The organism is Pseudomonas sp. LBUM1647 (assembly GCF_059716175.1).
In genome coordinates this window covers 5,332,524-5,348,961 of record NZ_CP166809.1, presented here as the reverse complement: position 1 = coordinate 5,348,961, position 16,438 = coordinate 5,332,524, and the positions used below count along the sequence as shown (strand labels likewise).

Below are 16,438 nucleotides of genomic sequence, written 5' to 3'. Positions count from 1 at the left end.
GGGAGCGAGCTTGCTCGCGATGGCGGCGCATCAGTCGACATCAATGGTGAATGTGCTGGCGCCATCGCGAGCAAGCTCGCTCCCACAGGTTCCTGCGTGCTGTCAGACAAGACTTTTCAGATATGCACGCCACCCACCCAAGTGACTGATATCCACCGCCCCCTCCAACCCATACGCCTCACAAATAAACCCACTCTCCCAACGCCCATCTGCCAATTGCACCTTGCCCAACCCCAGCGGCGCCGGTATCCCGGTCAAAAACGAACCCAACTCACGGCTCGGCAATTCCCAAACCTCCACCGCAATCGCCACACCCCCGTCCATCACGCGAACCATCCCGGGACGAAACGGCGGGCCGCCGGCCAGGGCATACAGTTGATAGTCCGGCGAGCTGAACGTCGTCTCCACCAATCGAGCTCCGCGCTGCTTGAGCTGCCAATTCAGCGCCAACCCATCCAGATGCGCGCCACACACCACCAACCGCGCCCGGTCATTACGCGCGGCAGCCGTCGGCACAGGCGCGAGCAAACCTTGCTGGCGCTGCAACGCATCCGCCACGCCCAACAAATACTGATCAGTAAACGCCCGCCCGAACAACGTCACGCCCCAAGGCAAACCATTGCCCATGAAACCGCTGGGCACGGCGACGGCGGCGTAATCGAGCAGGTTCATGAAGTTGGTGTAGTAGCCCAGTTCCGAATTGCGCAGCACCGGCTCGGCGTCCAGTTCCGCCAGCGTGACGGGGCGGCCGATGGTGGGTGTGAGCACGCAATCGAGGCCGTCCAGCGCCTGGTCGCACAGGGCTTTCAGCGCTTGCAGCCGGTACTGGGCGCGGAAGGTTTGCACGCCGTTCACCGCTGGAGCCTTGGCCAGCACCGCGCGAATCACCGGCAGTACAGCTTCAGGATTTTGCTCCATCAATTCGCCGGCGACGCTGTAGCGCTCGGCCACCCACGGCCCTTCATAGAGCAATCGTGCCGCTTCAAGGAACGGCGACAAATCCAGTTCCAAGGCTTCACCGCCCAACGCTTTGAGGTGGTCGATGGCATCACCAAACAACAACGGGCCTTCAGGGCAGCCGAAGAACTCCAGATCCTGAGCACGCGGCACGCCAAAGCGGAAGGGGCGAGGTGCACCAAACGCCGAGCCATCATTCCACAGCGGATTGCTGCGGCTGTATTCATCGCGTGGATCGAGGTGTGCAGTTAGCGCCAGCAACTGACTGGCCTCCCGAGCAGTCGCTGTGAAGGTCGTCACGCAATCGAGCGTGCGGCAGGCCGGAACCACACCGGCCGTGGAGATCAACCCTTTGGTGGCTTTCAGCCCGACCAGATTGTTCAGCGCCGCCGGCACGCGCCCGGAGCCCGCTGTGTCCGTGCCCAACGAAAAACTCGCCACGCCGAGCGCCACCGCCAGCGACGAGCCGGCGCTGGAGCCGCCCGATGGATACTCCGGCAACACGCTGTTGGGGCACGCGCCATACGGTGAGCGACTGCCATTAAGCCCCGTGGCGAACTGGTCGAGGTTGGTCTTGCCCAACGGAATCGCGCCCAGCGCCAGCAATTGCTCGACGATGGTCGCCGAACGTTCCGGCACGTAGGCAAACGCCGGGCAGGCTGCGGTGGTGGGAATGCCAGCCAGGTCGATGTTGTCCTTGATCGCGAACGGCACGCCGAACAGCGGCAAGCTGTCGGGATCGCGACCGTCGAGCGCGGCAAGGTACGGTTCCAGTTCTTCAACGCTGAGCAAGTGGATGAACAGGTGATAGTCCGGGTTCAGTGCCGCGGCTTTGTCGCGCAGGCTCGGCAGCAATTGACGGGGCGTGATGTTGCCGATGCGATAAGCGTTGCGCAGGGCGTCGAGTTGCAGATTGATGTTCATGGCGTTAATCCTTTTCAAAATGGGTTCAGTCGATTTCCAGCACCACGACGCGCTGTCCGGCGCGCACCGCCGAACCTGGTTGCACGCGAATCTCGCGCACCACGCCGGCCATGGGCGCGAGCAGCGGAATTTCCATCTTCATCGACTCCAGAATCACCAGCACATCACCGGCGGCAACCCGGCTACCGGTTTCAACCTGAACCTGCCAAAGGTTGCCGGCGATGTGGCTGTCGACGCTCTGTTGACCGCTGGCCAGCGGCGCGTCGTCGGTCACTTCCGGGACAAGTTCTTCACTGTCGAAATGCGCCTGGCCACTGGCGATCCAGCGCTCGCGTTCGGCGTTGAACGCACCTTTTTGCTGATCGCGAAACGCGGCAATGCTCTCGGCTTCCTTCGTCAGGAAGGCTTGGTAATCCGCCAGATTCAGCTGACTGTGCTCGATGTTCAGATCGAAGCGCCCGAGGGGGAAATCCCGTCGAATGCGCAGCAGTTCATCGGCGCTCACCGGGTAGAAACGGATCTGATCGAAGAATCGCAGCAGCCACGGTTTGCCATCGAATGCGGCGACTTCGCGGTAGCGATTCCACATCTGCAAAGTACGGCCGACGAACTGATAACCGCCAGGACCTTCCATGCCGTACACACACATGTAAGCGCCACCGATGCCCACCGAGTTTTCCGCGGTCCAGGTGCGGGCCGGGTTGTATTTGGTGGTTACCAAACGATGCCGCGGATCGAGCGGCGTGGCCACCGGCGCACCGAGGTAGACGTCGCCCAGGCCCATCACCAGGTAGCTGGCGTCGAACACCGTGCGCTGCACTTCGTCGAGGTTTGGCAGGTCGTTGATGCGGCGGATGAACTCCAGGTTACTCGGGCACCACGGGGCGTCCTTGCGCACGGTGGTCATGTATTTTTCGATCGCCAACTGGCAGGCCGGGTCGTCCCATGACAACGGCAGATGGACGATGCGCGAGGGCACTTGCAGGTCCTGGGCGGCGCACACGGCGTCCCATTCGCCGGCGACGATGCCGAGCAGATCGGCCAGCGGCAGTTGTTCGGGTTGGTAGTGCACTTGCAGCGAGCGGATGCCGGGGGTCAGGTCGATGACGCCGTGCAGGTTTTGGCTTTCCAGGGCTTGCATCAGTGCATGGGCGCGGAAGCGCAGGACGAGGTCGAGTTCGGGGGCGCCGATTTCCAGTAGCAGGTGAGTGTCGCCTGACAATCTCGCGACCAGCCGCGTATCGTCCTGCCCAATCTCCAACACCACCGGCGACACAACCCCCTGTAGGAACACATCAACTGTGGCGAGGGGGCTTGCCCCCGTTGGGTCGCGAAGCGGCCCCAAACTATGCAACCCCATTGAATCAGGTAGTCCGAATTGGCCGATTGGCGACTGCTTCGCAGCCGAACGGGGGCGAGCCCCCTCGCCACAGTGGTTTTGCGTTGCGAGTGAGCGGGCGGTCTTGAGATCGACCGGGAGGAACTGCACTTTGTCCCCAGCCTTGAGTTGGCCCAGTTGCCAAAGATCCGCCTCGATCACCGTCACCGGGCAGACAAACCCGCCGAGGCTAGGGCCATCGGGACCAAGGATTACCGGCATGTCACCGGTGAAATCCACCGCACCAATGGCGTACGGATTGTCATGAATATTCGACGGATGCAGACCCGCCTCGCCCCCATCGGCACGCACCCATTCAGGCTTCGGCCCGATCAACCGCACACCGGTTCGGCTGGAGTTGAAATGTACTTCCCACTGGGTGGCGAAGAAGGTGCCGATGTAGTTTTCGGTGAAATATTCCGGCGCACCATGAGGGCCGTAAATCACCCGAATTTGCCGCACGCTGGGCAACTCGGTGACCTGTTCTTCAGCCAGTTCTTGACCGGCACTGCGGTCGTTCAAAGCAGGGAGATGCAACACGTCGCCAGCCCGCAACGCCCGCCCGCCATGCCCACCAAACTGGCCTAGGGTGAAGGTGCTTTTGCTGCCCAGATAATCCGGCACTTGCAGGCCACCGCGCACGCATAGATAGCTGCGGGCGCCCGCACCGGCAATCGTACCAAGGCTCAAAGTAGCGCCCGCCGTTACCAGCAAAGCCGTGTTCATCGGCACCACTTCACCATTAAGGGTCAGTGGAATCACTGCCCCGGTCACCGCCACCACCGCGTCGCAATTGAAGCGCAGCAGCGGCCCGCTCATGGTGATTTCCAGCGCAGCGGCGCCTTCGTCGTTACCCAGCAAAAGGTTGCCCAGACGTAACGCACGACTGTCCATCGGCCCCGACGGCGGCACGCCCACTGCCCAATACCCAAGACGACCCGGATAGTCCTGAACGCTGGTCTGAGTGCCGGCGCTGAGCACTTCAAACGTGTTGGCCTGATACACCAAACCTTCCAGGCAACGGGTCCACGGCTGGCCGCTGGCGAAGGGCACATCGAGCAGAATCTGCCGCAAATAATCGCGGTTGGTTTCCACCCCGTAGAGCAGGCTGTCGCCCAGCGCTTGATGTAGATCGGCAGCGGCGTCTTCACGGGTCGGCGCCCAACTGATGACCTTGGCGATCATCGGATCGAAATACGGTGGAATCTCGCAACCGGCCTCGACCCACGTGTCGATGCGCAGGTGTTTGCCATCGGCGGCAGGGAAGTTCACGGCGGTCAGCAACCCCGGGCTCGGCTGAAAATCGCGGCCCGGGTCTTCCGCATAAAGCCGTGCCTGAATCGCATGGCCGCAGGCTTTCAAACCTTGGCTCAACTCGCTCAACGGCGGCAAATCACCCGCCGCCAGTTCGACCATCCAGCGCACCAGATCCACATCCCAGACTTGCTCGGTGACGCCGTGCTCCACCTGCAAACGGGTGTTCACTTCGAGAAAGTAGAAACGCTGAGCCTCGCTGTCGAAAACGAATTCAACGGTGCCGGCGCTGCGGTAATTCACCGCTTTTGCCAGTTTGATCGCCGCCGCACACAGCTCCTCAGCCATGCCATCGGGCAGGTTCGGCGCCGGGGTTTCTTCGAGGACTTTCTGGTTGCGCCGCTGCACCGAACAGTCGCGCACGCCGAGGGCAATCACTTCGCCCTGGCCGTCGCCGAACACCTGGACTTCCAGATGTCGGGCGCGCTGGATGTACTTTTCGATGAACACGCCGGCGTCGCTGAAATTGTTCTGGCCGAGGCGTTTGACCGCTTCGAAGGATTCGCTCAACTCGGCCGCGCTGCGGCACACGCGCATGCCGATACCACCACCGCCCGCAGTGCTTTTGAGCATTACCGGGTAGCCGACCTGTTCGCCGGCAATCAGCGCCGCGTCGAGGCTGTCGAGCAACTCGGTGCCTTCGAGCATCGGCACGCCGTGTTGCTTGGCCAAGGCGCGCGCGGTGTGTTTGAGGCCGAACACTCGCAGCTGCTCTGGCGTCGGGCCGATGAAGGCGATGTTGGCGGCTTCGCAGGCTTCGGCGAACCCGGCGTTTTCCGAGAGAAAACCGTAGCCGGGATGGATCGCCGTGGCGCCTGTGGCTTTGGCGATGGCGAGGATTTTTTCGACGGCCAGATAGGTGTCGGCGGCTGCGCCTTCACCGAGGCTGTGGGCTTCATCGGCTTGCAGAATGTGCAAACTGGCGGCATCGGCTTCGGAGTAAACGGCAACGCCCTGGACCTGCAATTCACGCAGGGTGCGCAGGATGCGACAGGCAATGGCGCCACGGTTGGCAATCAGGACTTTTTCGAACATGGCATAACCCCTGGAGGCGAAACGCATCAGCCTCGACCTGGGATGCGGGCCGTCCCGCAGTTTTTTGAGATGCACCCGGGCCGTCCCGGGTGGCTGAAGTTCACTCGATCCCTGTAGGAGCTGCCGAAGGCTGCGATCTTTTGATCTTGATCTTTTAGGGATCAAGGGAGATCACAAGCAAAATCAAAAGATCGCAGCCTTCGGCAGCTCCTACACGGGGTGGTCACTTAACGCACTGGCCTGAACGGGCCTGGCACAGGGCAAACAACCATCTACGCAACCGCACGAATTTCAGTTCCATACCAGCAGCTCCGCAGGGGTGGGGTTATAGGCATTGCATGGATTGTTCAGTTGCGGGCAATTGGAGATCAGCACGATCACGTCCATCTCGGCCCGCAGGTCGACGTACTTGCCCGGCGCCGAAATCCCGTCTTCAAACGTCAGCCCGCCATCCGTCGTGACCGGTACGTTCATGAAGAAGTTGATGTTCGGCCCGATGTCGCCCTTGCCCAGTCGCCCGTCGTGGACGCAGGCTCGCAGGTAGTTGTCGCGGCAGCTGTGCATGTAGCGTTTCTCCAGCGCGTAACGCACGGTGTTGCTCTCCTGCGCGCACGCACCGCCGAGGGTGTCGTGACGGCCGCAGGTGTCGGCAACGATGGTCAGCATCGGCTTGCCGAGGTTGGAATAGAGCACGCTGCCGGTGCTCAGGTAGACGCTGTTCTGCCGGCGTAATGTGCGTTGTACGTCGTAGCGTTCCTTCGGATTGGCAACGCTGTAGAACAACGTGTCGACGGCCTGATTGCCTTCCAGGTCGAGGATGCGCAAGGTCTGGCCGGTCTTGACCTCCATCAGCCACGGTTCGCCGGCCGGGAGGGTTGCGCGGTAGATCGCGGTTTCGGGCAACTGTTGAGCGGTAGCGATTGCGAGTGACATGGCAGCGATCCTCAGGCGAACAGACGGTCGGTGTTGATGAAGCCGCGCTCGTTTTCCGGGCGGGAGGTGCGGCAGTGTTCGGCGACGCTGGCATCGGCGTTCATCCAGCTGAGCTTCAGCGGTTTTGGCGCGTATTCAGGCGAAGGGTCCATCGGATGTTGCAGCGCGGTGAGCACCACCAGCGTGTCCATCGGCGCATACAACTCGATGTAGTCGCCGACCCTGGAATTGCCTTCGACGAAATGAAAACGCCCGGCCTCATCGACGTTCACGCGGCTGAACAGGTTGAGCGTCATCAGCAGGTCGGACAGGCCCAGCCCCCACTTGCCCAGTTCCACCAACAGGTTGTCGGTGCCGTTGCGGAAGAAGCCGTTGCGCAGTTCCTGATAGCGCCCCGCACCGTATTTTTCCGCGACCTCTTCAGCGCAGAGCACACCGCCGAGACTGTCGCTCCAGCCGCAGGTGTCAGCAGTGATGGCGGCCAGCACGCGGCCCATGTCCGAATACAGGCAATGGCCGGCGGTGAGCTTGGAGGTGTGCTGGCATTTGAGGCTGTCGGGCAGGTTCAGGCGTTCGGTTTTTTCATTGGCGTTGAGCAGCGTCAGGCTGACGTTGGCACCCCCTTGCAGGTCGGTCAGGCGCAGCAGTTGGCCGCGTTTCAACACGAAGGAACGATGGCCGCCGCCGGGGAGCGTTTCTTCGGCGAAGGACGGGAACAGTTGGGTCGAATCAGTCATGTGCAAAGTCCTCTTAAGCGATACGAAGCGTGCCTGCCAGCTCAGCCGGCAAGGCATCGACGGCGGCACGGGAGGCGCGGCGGTCGCTGTTCAAAGGGATGTCATAGGTGATGCGCGCGCCGTAGGCGCCGGGGGCGTGCGGGTCGACGCGGACCTTGTCGAACACCAACAGGCGAGTGCCGAGGCTGAAGCCTTCGGACAGGTCGTGGGTGACCATGAACACCGTCAGTTGCGTCTCGCGCCACAGCTCCAGCAGCAGGCCGTGCATGTCTTTGCGGATGCCCGGATCGAGGGCGCCGAAGGGTTCGTCGAGCAGCAACACGCGCGGTTTCATGATCAGCGCCTGGGCGATGGCCAGCCGTTGTTGCATGCCACCGGAGAGCTGCGCCGGGTACTTGTCCAGCGAGTGGCCGAGGCCGACTTTGTGCAGCAGCACTGAGGCTTGTTCGCGTGCGTCTTTTTTAGCGCTGCCGAACAAGCGTCCGAGCAGAGGCGAGCGCGGTAGTTCGAGGCCCAGGGCGACGTTGTCCAGCACCGTTAAATGCGGGAACACCGAGTAGCGCTGGAACACCACACCACGGCTGGCATCCGGCTCGCCGGCCAAGGTCTGGCCATCCAACAGAATCTCGCCGCGACTGGCGCGTTCCTGGCCCAGCAATAGCCGCAGGAAGGTCGACTTGCCGCAACCCGACGCACCGACCAAGGTGCAGAACTCACCCTCGTTGACGTTCAGGTTCAGCCCTTCGAGTACCACCTGATCGGCGTATTCCTGCCAGACATTTTTCACCGTGATGAAGCTCATGCGCGGGCCCCCTCATACCAAGGGAACGCCCGTTGGGTCAGGCGTTTCAGGCCCCAATCCATCAGCCAGGCGAGCAGGGTGATCCAGATCACATAGGGCAGAATCACGTCCATCGCCAGGTAGCGGCGCACCAGGAAAATCCGGTAACCGAGGCCGTCGGTGGAGGCGATGGCTTCGGCGGCGATCAGGAACAACCACGCCGAGCCAAGCATCAGCCGCAGTGAGATCAACAAGCGTGGCAGCAGTTGCGGCAGCACTACCCGCAGCATCAGCGTCCAGGTCGAAGCGCCGAGGGTCTGGGCCTTGATCAGCAACTCGACGGGAATTTCCCGGGCACGTTGCTCCAGATCCCGCGCCAGACACGGGGTGATGCCGATCACGATCAGCATCACTTTCGACAATTCCCCCAGCCCGAACACGATGAACAGAATCGGCAGAATCGCCAGCGGCGGCACCATCGACAGCACCGTCAGCAACGGCGACAACGGCGCGCCAAACAGCGGCAAAGTCCCGGCGGCGATGCCCAGGCACAGCCCGGCCAGCGCGCTGATGCCGAGGCCGATGGCCAGGCGTCGCAGGCTGGACGCGGTGTCTTGCCACAACACGTATTCACCGGTGCGGGTGTCCGCGGTAAACGCCAGGCGTTTCACCGCGTCGGTCATCTGCACGGCGCTCGGCAGCAGCTTGTCATTGGGGTTGTCCGTCAGCCGCTCGGCCGAGCCCATGAAGTAGGCGAACAGCACCAGGGCGAACGGCAGGATCACCAACAACAGGCGACTCGGGCGATCCGGGTGGCGATTGATCAGGCGCATGGCCAGGTCCTCCTGATTACAGCTTGGCGTCGGCAGCCATCTGCACGTAGGTCGGGTCGAAGCGCAGCTTGAGGTTGGTCTTGTCGCCGCTGGTCACGCCGTTGGCGAACGCCATGCCGACAGCGCTGGTGTCCTTGGCGCCTTCACCCAGCAAGCCGTGCTGGAACGAGAACTCGGCGACCTTGCGCATGGTTTCCGGCAGTTGCTTACTGGTAGAGAACGCGAGGGCTTCTTTGGGTGTGGCGAACAATTTGGTGGTGTCGAGTTGCGACTGGAAACCGGCCAGATCGGTGCCGGAAGCCTTGGCCATGTGTTCGAGCGCGACTTTGCTGGCGGCGTTTTTCGCGTTCATCAACTCGACCACTTCGAACCAGGCGCCGGTCAGCGCTTTGCCCAGTGCCGGGTTGTCTTTGAGGGTGGCGCTGTTGACCACCATCATGTCCATGATTTCGCCGGGGATCTGGCTGGAGTTGAACACTTCGGTCACCGCAGGCTTGGCCTTGATGTCCGAAAGCATCGGGTTCCAGGTGGTGACGGCGTTGACCTGATCGGTGTTGAAGGCGGCCGAGATGTCGGCGTCGGAGGTGTTGACCACTTTCAGGTCTTTTTCGGTGAGGTCCACCGAATCCAGCGCTCGGGCCAGCAAGTAGTGGGAAACAGACAGCTCCACCAGATTGATGTCCATGCCTTTGAGGTCGGTGACTTTCTTGCCGTCCCCCTTCAGCACAATGCCGTCGTTGCCGTTGGAGAAGTCGCTGACGATCAGCGCGGTGCTGTCGACGCCACCGGCCGCCGGAATGGTCAGCGCATCCATGTTGGTCATGGTGCAACCGTCGAACTGGCCGGCGGTGTATTGGTTGATGGATTCGACATAGTCATTGAGCTGCACCACATCGATCTTGATGCCGTACTTCTTCGCCCATTTATCGACGATGCCTTGGCTGCCCGCATATTCCCAGGGCATCCAGCCGGCGTAGATGGTCCAGCAGACGCTGAAGTGGTCTTTCTGCGCGGCCTGGGACGAGAAGCTCACGAAGGCTGCGAATGCAGCGGCGAGCAGGGCGGGTAAACGATGCTTGAGCATGGGTAATTCTCCAGTTGATCAAGGGCGGGCAGGAGTCAACGCGGCACCGCGAACGGTGGCTTGTCTCCCGGGCTTTTGTCCCGCCGTGTAACCTCAACTGGAGGTCGCCAACTCTCGGACCAGCCACTCGCCTTAGCGAGCCGGAACCCTAGTCAGCCATTGCAAATTGTGGTGCCGCGAACCTGTGATGACTCCTGCACATCTTTGCTAAAGCGAGAGCCGTGCCAAGTCGGCTTGAACGCTCTAGCGTGGGCGATTACGCAATTGGCGCGTTGGGGAGAGGTGGCGGCGTTGCCTTGTGATGGTGCGTGGGTGCACCGCAATGGATCGGGCCGGCCGCTGATCTGAAGGTACAGGCGGCTCGGCACTCGGCGCAGCATTGCCAGTCAAAACAGGTGTCAGCCGGCCTGGTCCGGCTGTGGGTCTTTCAGGAGGCCGCCATGTTTCGTCGACTGTTGTTCGGTGTTGTTCTCGGCCTGGGGTTGTCCGGCTGCTACTACTACGCCGGTGGCTACGATGTGTATTCCGCGCCTTATTACTACCCCGGCTATTCGCCCTATTCCTACTATTACGGACCGCGTTATTACTATGGTCCGCGCTTTTATGGCGGCTATCGCTACTACTATTGGGGCGGGCATTCGCCACGTTATTACGGAGGCGGATATCGTGGTGGTCACCACTAATCAGCGGGTGAATGGATGAAAAACCTTTCATCGGCGACTTGTTTCAATGTGTTTCACGAACGCACCAGATTTGGAAAACGATGTCTGATCTTTCGACAGTCACCGAATAATTGACTGTCGCCTGCCAGCGTCGCTGGTGTGGCTCACTCGCGGTCCAGGAGGCCGCTATGTATCGCCGAATTCTTCTGATTGCTGCATTGGGATTGATGCTTGGTGCATGCGTGCCCTATTCCGATGGAGGAGCCAGCTACTACAGTTCCGAGGTCTATACCTCGCCAGCCTATTATTCCGGTGGCGGGCCTTACTACTCAGGTGGCGGCGGTTATTACACGCAACCACGCCGGTACTACACCCCGCCAGCGCGGTATTACCAGCCAACACCGCGGTATTACCATCAGCCGCGGGTTTATCAACCGGCACCACGCTATTACCAGCCGCAACGAGGCGACTATCGGGCCCATCAGAATCACGGTTGGGACGGTCGTAACCGCGATGGCCGGAACAACGACTACCGTGGCAATGGTGGACGCAATAATCACGGCGGACGAGGCGACCACAACGGTCGCGGTGATCATGATGGACGAGGCGATCACGATGGCCGTGGTGGCCACCGTTAAATACTCATAAAAAAGCGGCGCATGAAGCGCCGCTTTTTTTATGCCCGGATTTCAGTATTCCTACAGATCGGCCAGAGGATGCCGGCCTTCCCAGGCCTTGTGGAAATGCGCTTCTACCACTGCATCCGGCAGATTATTGATGTCTGGCCAGTGCCAATGGGGTTTTTGATCCTTGTCGATCAACCGTGCGCGCACACCTTCGCTGAACTCAGGATGACGGCAGCAGTTGAGGCTCATGGTGTATTCCATCTGAAAGACTTGCGCCAGCGACATGTGCCGGGCGCGGGCGATCTGTTCCCACACCAGATGAGCGGTCAGGGGCGACCCATCGCTCATGGTTTTCGCGGCACGGCTGAGCAGCAGGTCCGTGTTGTCGCGCAGCTGGCTGATGGCCTTCCAGGCGCAGCGCACGTCACTGACATCCAGCAGCTCATCGATCTGCTGGCGTCGCGGTAGCCACTGGGCTTCAGGCATTTGCGCGATCGCTTCCTGCTGCAAGGCCTTGAGCAGGCTGTTCAGCTGCATCGGCGTCTGTTCCTGCCAGTTCAACTGCAGCAGGCCTTCCATCAGCTCTTCTTGCTGTTCATCGAGCAGGAAACGGTCGGCCAGGTCCAGATCGATCGCATCGCGACCGTTCATATGGGCGCCGGTCAGGCCGAGAAACAATCCGAGCTTGCCGGGCAGGCGCGACAGAAACCAACTGGCCCCGACATCCGGGTACAAACCGATACTGATCTCCGGCATCGCCAACCGGCTGCTCGGCGTAACAATCCGGATGCCCGACCCTTGCAGCAGCCCCATGCCGCCGCCGAGCACATAGCCATGCCCCCAGCAGATCAGCGGTTTCGGGTAAGTGTGCAGATTGAAGTCCAGGCGATATTCCGCCGCAAAGAAATGTGCGGCCAGCGGCGGCACTTCGCCGGGATGGGCGCGACAGGCTTCCACCAGGCTGCGTACTTCGCCACCGGCGCAAAAGGCTTTGGTGCCGTTGCCGCGCAGCACGACGCAGACGATTTGCGGTTCTTTGGCCCAGACGTCCAATTGATCGCGCAAGGCGTTGATCATCGGCAAGGACAGGGCATTGAGGGACTTTTCGGCATCCAGGCTGGCGACTCCGATGCGTGCGCCGTCGGTGCCAGTGAGTTCTTCGAAGTGCAGATTCATCGTGACCTCGATCGGGAATTTGAGCGTTCAGTATGATCGCTGTACAGGAAAGTGCCGGATCTGCGTCAGATCAATTGACAAGCGTGATGGGCTTTCCTAGGGTTCGCCCCATTGTTTTTGCCGGATGTAACCATGACTGCTGACGACCGTATCAAACTCGAACCGAGCTGGAAGGAGGCGCTGCGTGCCGAATTCGACCAGCCCTACATGGCAGAGTTGCGCAACTTCCTGCAAGAAGAGCGCGCGGCCGGCAAGGAAATCTACCCTCCAGGACCGATGATTTTCAACGCGCTCAATTCGACGCCGTTGGATAAAGTCAAAGTCGTCATCCTCGGCCAGGACCCGTACCACGGTCCGGGACAGGCCCATGGCTTGTGCTTCTCGGTGCAGCCGGGCGTACCGGCGCCGCCGTCGCTGGTGAACATCTATAAAGAGTTGAAACGCGACCTGAACATCGACATCCCGACCCACGGTTGCCTGCAAAGCTGGGCTGACCAGGGCGTGCTGATGATCAACACCACCATGACCGTGGAACGCGCCAACGCCAACGCCCATGCGGGCAAAGGCTGGCAACACTTTACCGATCGGATTATCGAAGTGGTCAGTGAACACCAGCCACATCTGGTGTTCCTGCTGTGGGGCGCGCATGCCCAGAGCAAGCAGAAACTGATCGATGCCACCAAGCATCTGGTGCTGACGTCGGTGCATCCGTCACCGCTGTCCGCCTATCGCGGCTTCCTTGGGTGCGGGCATTTCAGTCGAACCAATAAGTTTCTGGAACAGAATGGCGAAATGCCGATCGAGTGGCGGTTGCCGCCAGTCTAAAAAGCATCGCGAGCTTTTGTGGCGAGGGGGCTTGCCCCCGTTGGGTCGCGAAGCGGCCCTCTGCACTCTTCCAGTAACACCGAATCTGCAGGATTTACGACTGCTTCGCAGCCGAGCGGGGCGGTGCGGCGTTCCGACAAGCCCCCTCGCCACAGGGATCGAGTCAGGGCTGCTCCGGATTCCGATTCCAATACTTGAACAACGGCTCCGCCAGAAACAATACAAACAACAGCCGCATCACCTGCATCGCCGTCACCAGCGGCACCGACAACTGCAATGTCTCTGCCGTCAGGCTCATCTCCGCAATCCCGCCGGGCATCATGCCTAACGTCAGCGAACGCAAATCCAAATGCGTCAGCGCACTCAACCCCAATGCTGCCAGCGTGGCGATCAACATGGTCAGCACCGTGCCGATCAAGGTCCGCCCCATAAAAGAAGGCGCACGCCGGAAAAACTGCCGATTGAAGTGACACCCCAACCCGCTGCCAATCAGCCATTGGCCGATCTGGCTGCCGCCGTTGGGCAAACTGATGTGCAGATCCCAGCCAATGCTCACCGCCGCACTCACCAGCAACGGCCCGAACAGCCACGGATTGGGTTGACGCAGACGTTCCCAGAGCCAGGCGGCGAGGGCACCCGCCGGAAACAGAAGCGCCAGCCAGCGCCAGTCAACGGACGTGGCATGGGCCAGCGGTGCACCGTCACCCAGTAAATACTTGAACGCCGCCGGCACACACAGCACCACCACCAACACCCGCAGACTTTGCCCCGCCGCAACACGGCTGAGCACCGCGCCGTTACGCGCGCCGAGGTTGACCATCTCCCCGGAGCCGCCGGGCATGCTGGAAAAGAACGCGGTCGCGCGATCTTCACCGGTACGCCGCATCAACCAGACCCCGACCACGGCCGACAGGCTGGTGACCAACGCACCGAAGAAGATCAGACCGAAGTGGCTCAGGACCTGCTCCATCACCACCGGGGTGAAGTGCAGGCCGATGCCGATACCGACAATCCACTGGCCGCACTTGCGGCCGCCAGGGATTTCCGCCAATTGCCAGGGTGTCAGGCAGCGCACCAGGATGATCGCCAGCAACGAGCCGACCATCCACGGCAGCGGCCAGCCGATCTGGCTGGCCAGGTAACCGCCCAGCAGACCGACCAGCGGAGTTCCCCACCAGGCTTTGAAGGGTGTTCGATCAGACATCGGCGATAACGCGCCGGGCGACCGAACGTTTGCGCCAGACCCGCAGGATCGGCACCAGCAGCATCACTGCGATCAACGCCCAGACACCCATGGTGATCCCGCTCGACCAGAGAATCTCCAGTGAACCGTTGGAGATTGACAAGGCTCGGCGCAGGTTCTGTTCCATCAAGCCTCCGAGGATGAAGCCCAGCAACACGGGTGACAGCGGAAAATCCAGCTTACGCAGAATGTAGCCGAAGATGCCGATGCCGATCATCAGGAACAGGTCGAAGGTGGTGGCATGCACCGCGTAGACGCCGATGGCGGTAATGATCGCGATCATCGGCACCAGCGCCCAGTTCGGCACGGCGAGGATGCGGGTGAAGATGCGGATCATTGGAATGTTGAGGATCACCAACATGATGTTGGCGACAAACAACGAAGCGATCAGGCCCCAGACGATGTCCGGTTGCTGTTGAAACAGCAGTGGGCCAGGGGTGATGTTGTACAGCGACAGTGCGCCGATCATCACCGCCGTTGTGCCTGAACCCGGAACACCCAGCGTCAGCATCGGCACCAGAGCGCCGCAGGCTTCAGCGCCGATGGCGGTTTCCGGAGCGGCGAGACCACGCTTGTCGCCTTGTCCGAATTTTCCGCTTGGACCCGCGATACGTTTCTCGGTCATGTAAGCCACTGCGCTGGCCAGTGTCGCGCCAGCACCGGGCAACACGCCCATGATGAAGCCGAGCACACCGCAACGCATGTTCACCCAGAACACCGACGCGGCCTCCTTGAAGTTGAACATCATGCGACCGGTGGCCTGGAACGCTTCCTGACCACGGTGGGTTTTTTCCAGCAGCAAGAGGATTTCACTGATCGAGAACAGACCCAGCACCAGCACCACGAACTGAATGCCATCGGTGAGGTGGATGTTGTCACCGGTGAAGCGGTAGACCCCACTGTTGGCATCAATGCCGACCGTCGACAGGAACAGACCGATCAGCGCCGCAATAAACGTCTTGAGCGGTCGATCACCCGCCATGCCGCCGAGGCAGACAATCGCGAACACCATCAGTACGAAATATTCCGCCGGACCGAAGGCAATCGCCCACTTCGCTAGAATCGGTGCGAACACCACCATCCCGCAGGTCGCAATGAAGGCGCCGATGAATGAACTCCACGCCGAAAGCGATAACGCAACCCCGGCCATCCCTTGACGGGCCATCGGGTAGCCGTCGAGGGTGGTCATCACCGTGGAGGCTTCGCCCGGAATGTTCAGCAGAATCGAACTGATCCGGCCGCCGTACTCGCAACCCAGATAAACCGCGGCCAGCAGGATCAACGCCGACTCCGGTGGCAGGCCGAGGGCGAAGGCGATCGGGATCAGCAACGCTACGCCGTTGATCGGACCCAGGCCGGGGAGCAGGCCGACGACGGTGCCGATCAGCGTGCCGCTGAGTGCGGTCACCAGGTTGTAAGGGGTCAATGCGACGCCGAAGCCGTGACTCAAATAACCAAGCGTATCCATATCAGTTCTCCAGAACGTCGAGCAGGCCCAGAGGCAGTGGCACGTCCATGACTTTGTCGAACAGCAGGTACAGACCGATACTCATCAGGCTGATGATCACCGCGCTTGGCAACCAGCGTCCGCCGTACAGGCGCGCCATCGGAATGCCAATCAGCATGCTGCTGAGGATGAAGCCCAGTGGTTCGAACAGCCCGGCAAAGATCAGCAACAACAGCACGCAAAGGCCAATCTTGTTCAGGGTTTCGCGATCCATTGGCGGATCTTCATCGGTGTGTTTGATCGGCGAAGGGCGATACACCATATAAACCAACCCCAGCCCCATCAGCCCCAGCATCAACAGGGGGAAGGCCCGTGGGCCGATCGGCTCGTAGGAAAAAGGCGCCTGATAGGGCCAGGCCATCAGCACCAGGCTGAGACAGGCCACCAACAGCACCGAAGCAAATATGCGTTGTAAGAGCATGG

At 61.0% G+C, this 16,438-nt stretch carries 14 protein-coding genes and 1 riboswitch; of the genes, 3 read left to right on the top strand and 11 right to left on the bottom strand.

Annotated features, from left to right (window positions below; all coding sequences use genetic code 11):
• Positions 1–102: 102 nt before the first annotated feature.
• The 7 genes from atzF to ACA059_RS24575 form a co-directional block, all read right to left on the bottom strand.
• Positions 103–1,881, bottom strand: a complete 1,779-nt coding sequence (atzF, locus tag ACA059_RS24605) for an allophanate hydrolase (protein ID WP_497631320.1) — start codon at positions 1,879–1,881, stop codon at positions 103–105.
• Positions 1,882–1,906: 25 nt separating this feature from the next.
• Positions 1,907–5,608 carry an urea carboxylase gene (gene uca, locus ACA059_RS24600; protein WP_497631318.1) on the bottom strand — a complete coding sequence of 1,234 codons (3,702 nt, stop codon included), beginning with the start codon at positions 5,606–5,608 and terminating at the stop codon, positions 1,907–1,909.
• 291 nt (positions 5,609–5,899) lie between these two features.
• Positions 5,900–6,541 carry an urea amidolyase associated protein UAAP2 gene (locus ACA059_RS24595; RefSeq protein ID WP_497631317.1) on the bottom strand — a complete coding sequence of 214 codons (642 nt, stop codon included), beginning with the start codon at positions 6,539–6,541 and terminating at the stop codon, positions 5,900–5,902.
• Positions 6,542–6,552: 11 nt separating this feature from the next.
• Positions 6,553–7,278 carry an urea amidolyase associated protein UAAP1 gene (locus ACA059_RS24590; protein ID WP_497631316.1) on the bottom strand — a complete coding sequence of 242 codons (726 nt, stop codon included), beginning with the start codon at positions 7,276–7,278 and terminating at the stop codon, positions 6,553–6,555.
• Positions 7,279–7,291: 13 nt separating this feature from the next.
• A complete protein-coding gene (locus ACA059_RS24585) occupies positions 7,292–8,080 on the bottom strand; it encodes an ABC transporter ATP-binding protein (RefSeq protein ID WP_497631315.1) in 789 nt (262 codons plus the stop codon).
• On the bottom strand, positions 8,077–8,892 hold the full coding sequence (locus ACA059_RS24580; protein WP_497631314.1) for an ABC transporter permease: 816 nt from the start codon (positions 8,890–8,892) through the stop codon (positions 8,077–8,079). Before ACA059_RS24580 ends, ACA059_RS24585 begins: the two co-directional genes overlap by 4 nt.
• Before the next feature lie 16 nt (positions 8,893–8,908).
• Positions 8,909–9,976 (bottom strand): putative urea ABC transporter substrate-binding protein, encoded by a 1,068-nt coding sequence (locus tag ACA059_RS24575; protein WP_497631313.1) that lies wholly within the window; start codon positions 9,974–9,976, stop codon positions 8,909–8,911.
• 62 nt (positions 9,977–10,038) lie between these two features.
• A riboswitch (guanidine-I (ykkC/yxkD leader) is annotated at positions 10,039–10,139 on the bottom strand.
• Between the two features lie 277 nt (positions 10,140–10,416).
• On the opposite strand from ACA059_RS24575, the gene ACA059_RS24570 reads away from it, so the two are divergent.
• A complete protein-coding gene (locus tag ACA059_RS24570; RefSeq protein ID WP_008153031.1) occupies positions 10,417–10,659 on the top strand; it encodes a hypothetical protein in 243 nt (80 codons plus the stop codon).
• A 167-nt stretch (positions 10,660–10,826) separates the two neighbouring features.
• The gene (locus ACA059_RS24565; protein WP_497631312.1) at positions 10,827–11,276 is read left to right on the top strand and encodes a hypothetical protein; all 450 of its coding nucleotides are present in this window, start codon (positions 10,827–10,829) and stop codon (positions 11,274–11,276) included.
• Positions 11,277–11,336: 60 nt separating this feature from the next.
• Here ACA059_RS24565 and dspII read toward each other — a convergent pair whose 3' ends face one another.
• Entirely contained in the window at positions 11,337–12,440 is a 1,104-nt protein-coding gene (gene dspII / locus ACA059_RS24560; protein ID WP_497631311.1) for an enoyl-CoA hydratase/isomerase DspII, read from the bottom strand.
• Positions 12,441–12,572: 132 nt separating this feature from the next.
• Between dspII and ung the strand changes: the two genes are divergently transcribed.
• The gene (gene ung / locus ACA059_RS24555; protein WP_497631310.1) at positions 12,573–13,265 is read left to right on the top strand and encodes a uracil-DNA glycosylase; all 693 of its coding nucleotides are present in this window, start codon (positions 12,573–12,575) and stop codon (positions 13,263–13,265) included.
• A gap of 163 nt (positions 13,266–13,428) precedes the next feature.
• Here the strand turns inward: ung and ACA059_RS24550 are convergent, their stop codons facing one another.
• The 3 genes from ACA059_RS24550 to ACA059_RS24540 are packed head-to-tail and all read right to left on the bottom strand — an operon-like array spanning position 13,429 to position 16,436.
• On the bottom strand, positions 13,429–14,469 hold the full coding sequence (locus tag ACA059_RS24550; RefSeq protein WP_497631309.1) for an AbrB family transcriptional regulator: 1,041 nt from the start codon (positions 14,467–14,469) through the stop codon (positions 13,429–13,431).
• Complete coding sequence (locus ACA059_RS24545; protein WP_497631308.1) at positions 14,462–15,976, bottom strand: tripartite tricarboxylate transporter permease; 1,515 nt, start codon at positions 15,974–15,976, stop codon at positions 14,462–14,464. The genes ACA059_RS24550 and ACA059_RS24545 overlap by 8 nt, the downstream gene beginning before the upstream one ends.
• 1 nt (position 15,977) lies before the next feature.
• The gene (locus ACA059_RS24540) at positions 15,978–16,436 is read right to left on the bottom strand and encodes a tripartite tricarboxylate transporter TctB family protein (RefSeq protein WP_497631307.1); all 459 of its coding nucleotides are present in this window, start codon (positions 16,434–16,436) and stop codon (positions 15,978–15,980) included.
• Positions 16,437–16,438: the final 2 nt, after the last annotated feature.

Coding starts and splice junctions, on each gene's coding strand:
- ACA059_RS24565 (WP_497631312.1), top strand. CDS start 10,827: ATGTATCGCCGAATTCTTCTGATTGCTGCATTGGGATTGATGCTTGGT.
- ACA059_RS24585 (WP_497631315.1), bottom strand. CDS start 8,080: ATGAGCTTCATCACGGTGAAAAATGTCTGGCAGGAATACGCCGATCAG.
- ACA059_RS24570 (WP_008153031.1), top strand. CDS start 10,417: ATGTTTCGTCGACTGTTGTTCGGTGTTGTTCTCGGCCTGGGGTTGTCC.
- ACA059_RS24550 (WP_497631309.1), bottom strand. CDS start 14,469: ATGTCTGATCGAACACCCTTCAAAGCCTGGTGGGGAACTCCGCTGGTC.
- uca (WP_497631318.1), bottom strand. CDS start 5,608: ATGTTCGAAAAAGTCCTGATTGCCAACCGTGGCGCCATTGCCTGTCGC.
- ACA059_RS24575 (WP_497631313.1), bottom strand. CDS start 9,976: ATGCTCAAGCATCGTTTACCCGCCCTGCTCGCCGCTGCATTCGCAGCC.
- ung (WP_497631310.1), top strand. CDS start 12,573: ATGACTGCTGACGACCGTATCAAACTCGAACCGAGCTGGAAGGAGGCG.
- ACA059_RS24590 (WP_497631316.1), bottom strand. CDS start 7,278: ATGACTGATTCGACCCAACTGTTCCCGTCCTTCGCCGAAGAAACGCTC.
- ACA059_RS24540 (WP_497631307.1), bottom strand. CDS start 16,436: ATGCTCTTACAACGCATATTTGCTTCGGTGCTGTTGGTGGCCTGTCTC.
- ACA059_RS24580 (WP_497631314.1), bottom strand. CDS start 8,892: ATGCGCCTGATCAATCGCCACCCGGATCGCCCGAGTCGCCTGTTGTTG.
- ACA059_RS24545 (WP_497631308.1), bottom strand. CDS start 15,976: ATGGATACGCTTGGTTATTTGAGTCACGGCTTCGGCGTCGCATTGACC.
- dspII (WP_497631311.1), bottom strand. CDS start 12,440: ATGAATCTGCACTTCGAAGAACTCACTGGCACCGACGGCGCACGCATC.
- ACA059_RS24595 (WP_497631317.1), bottom strand. CDS start 6,541: ATGTCACTCGCAATCGCTACCGCTCAACAGTTGCCCGAAACCGCGATC.
- atzF (WP_497631320.1), bottom strand. CDS start 1,881: ATGAACATCAATCTGCAACTCGACGCCCTGCGCAACGCTTATCGCATC.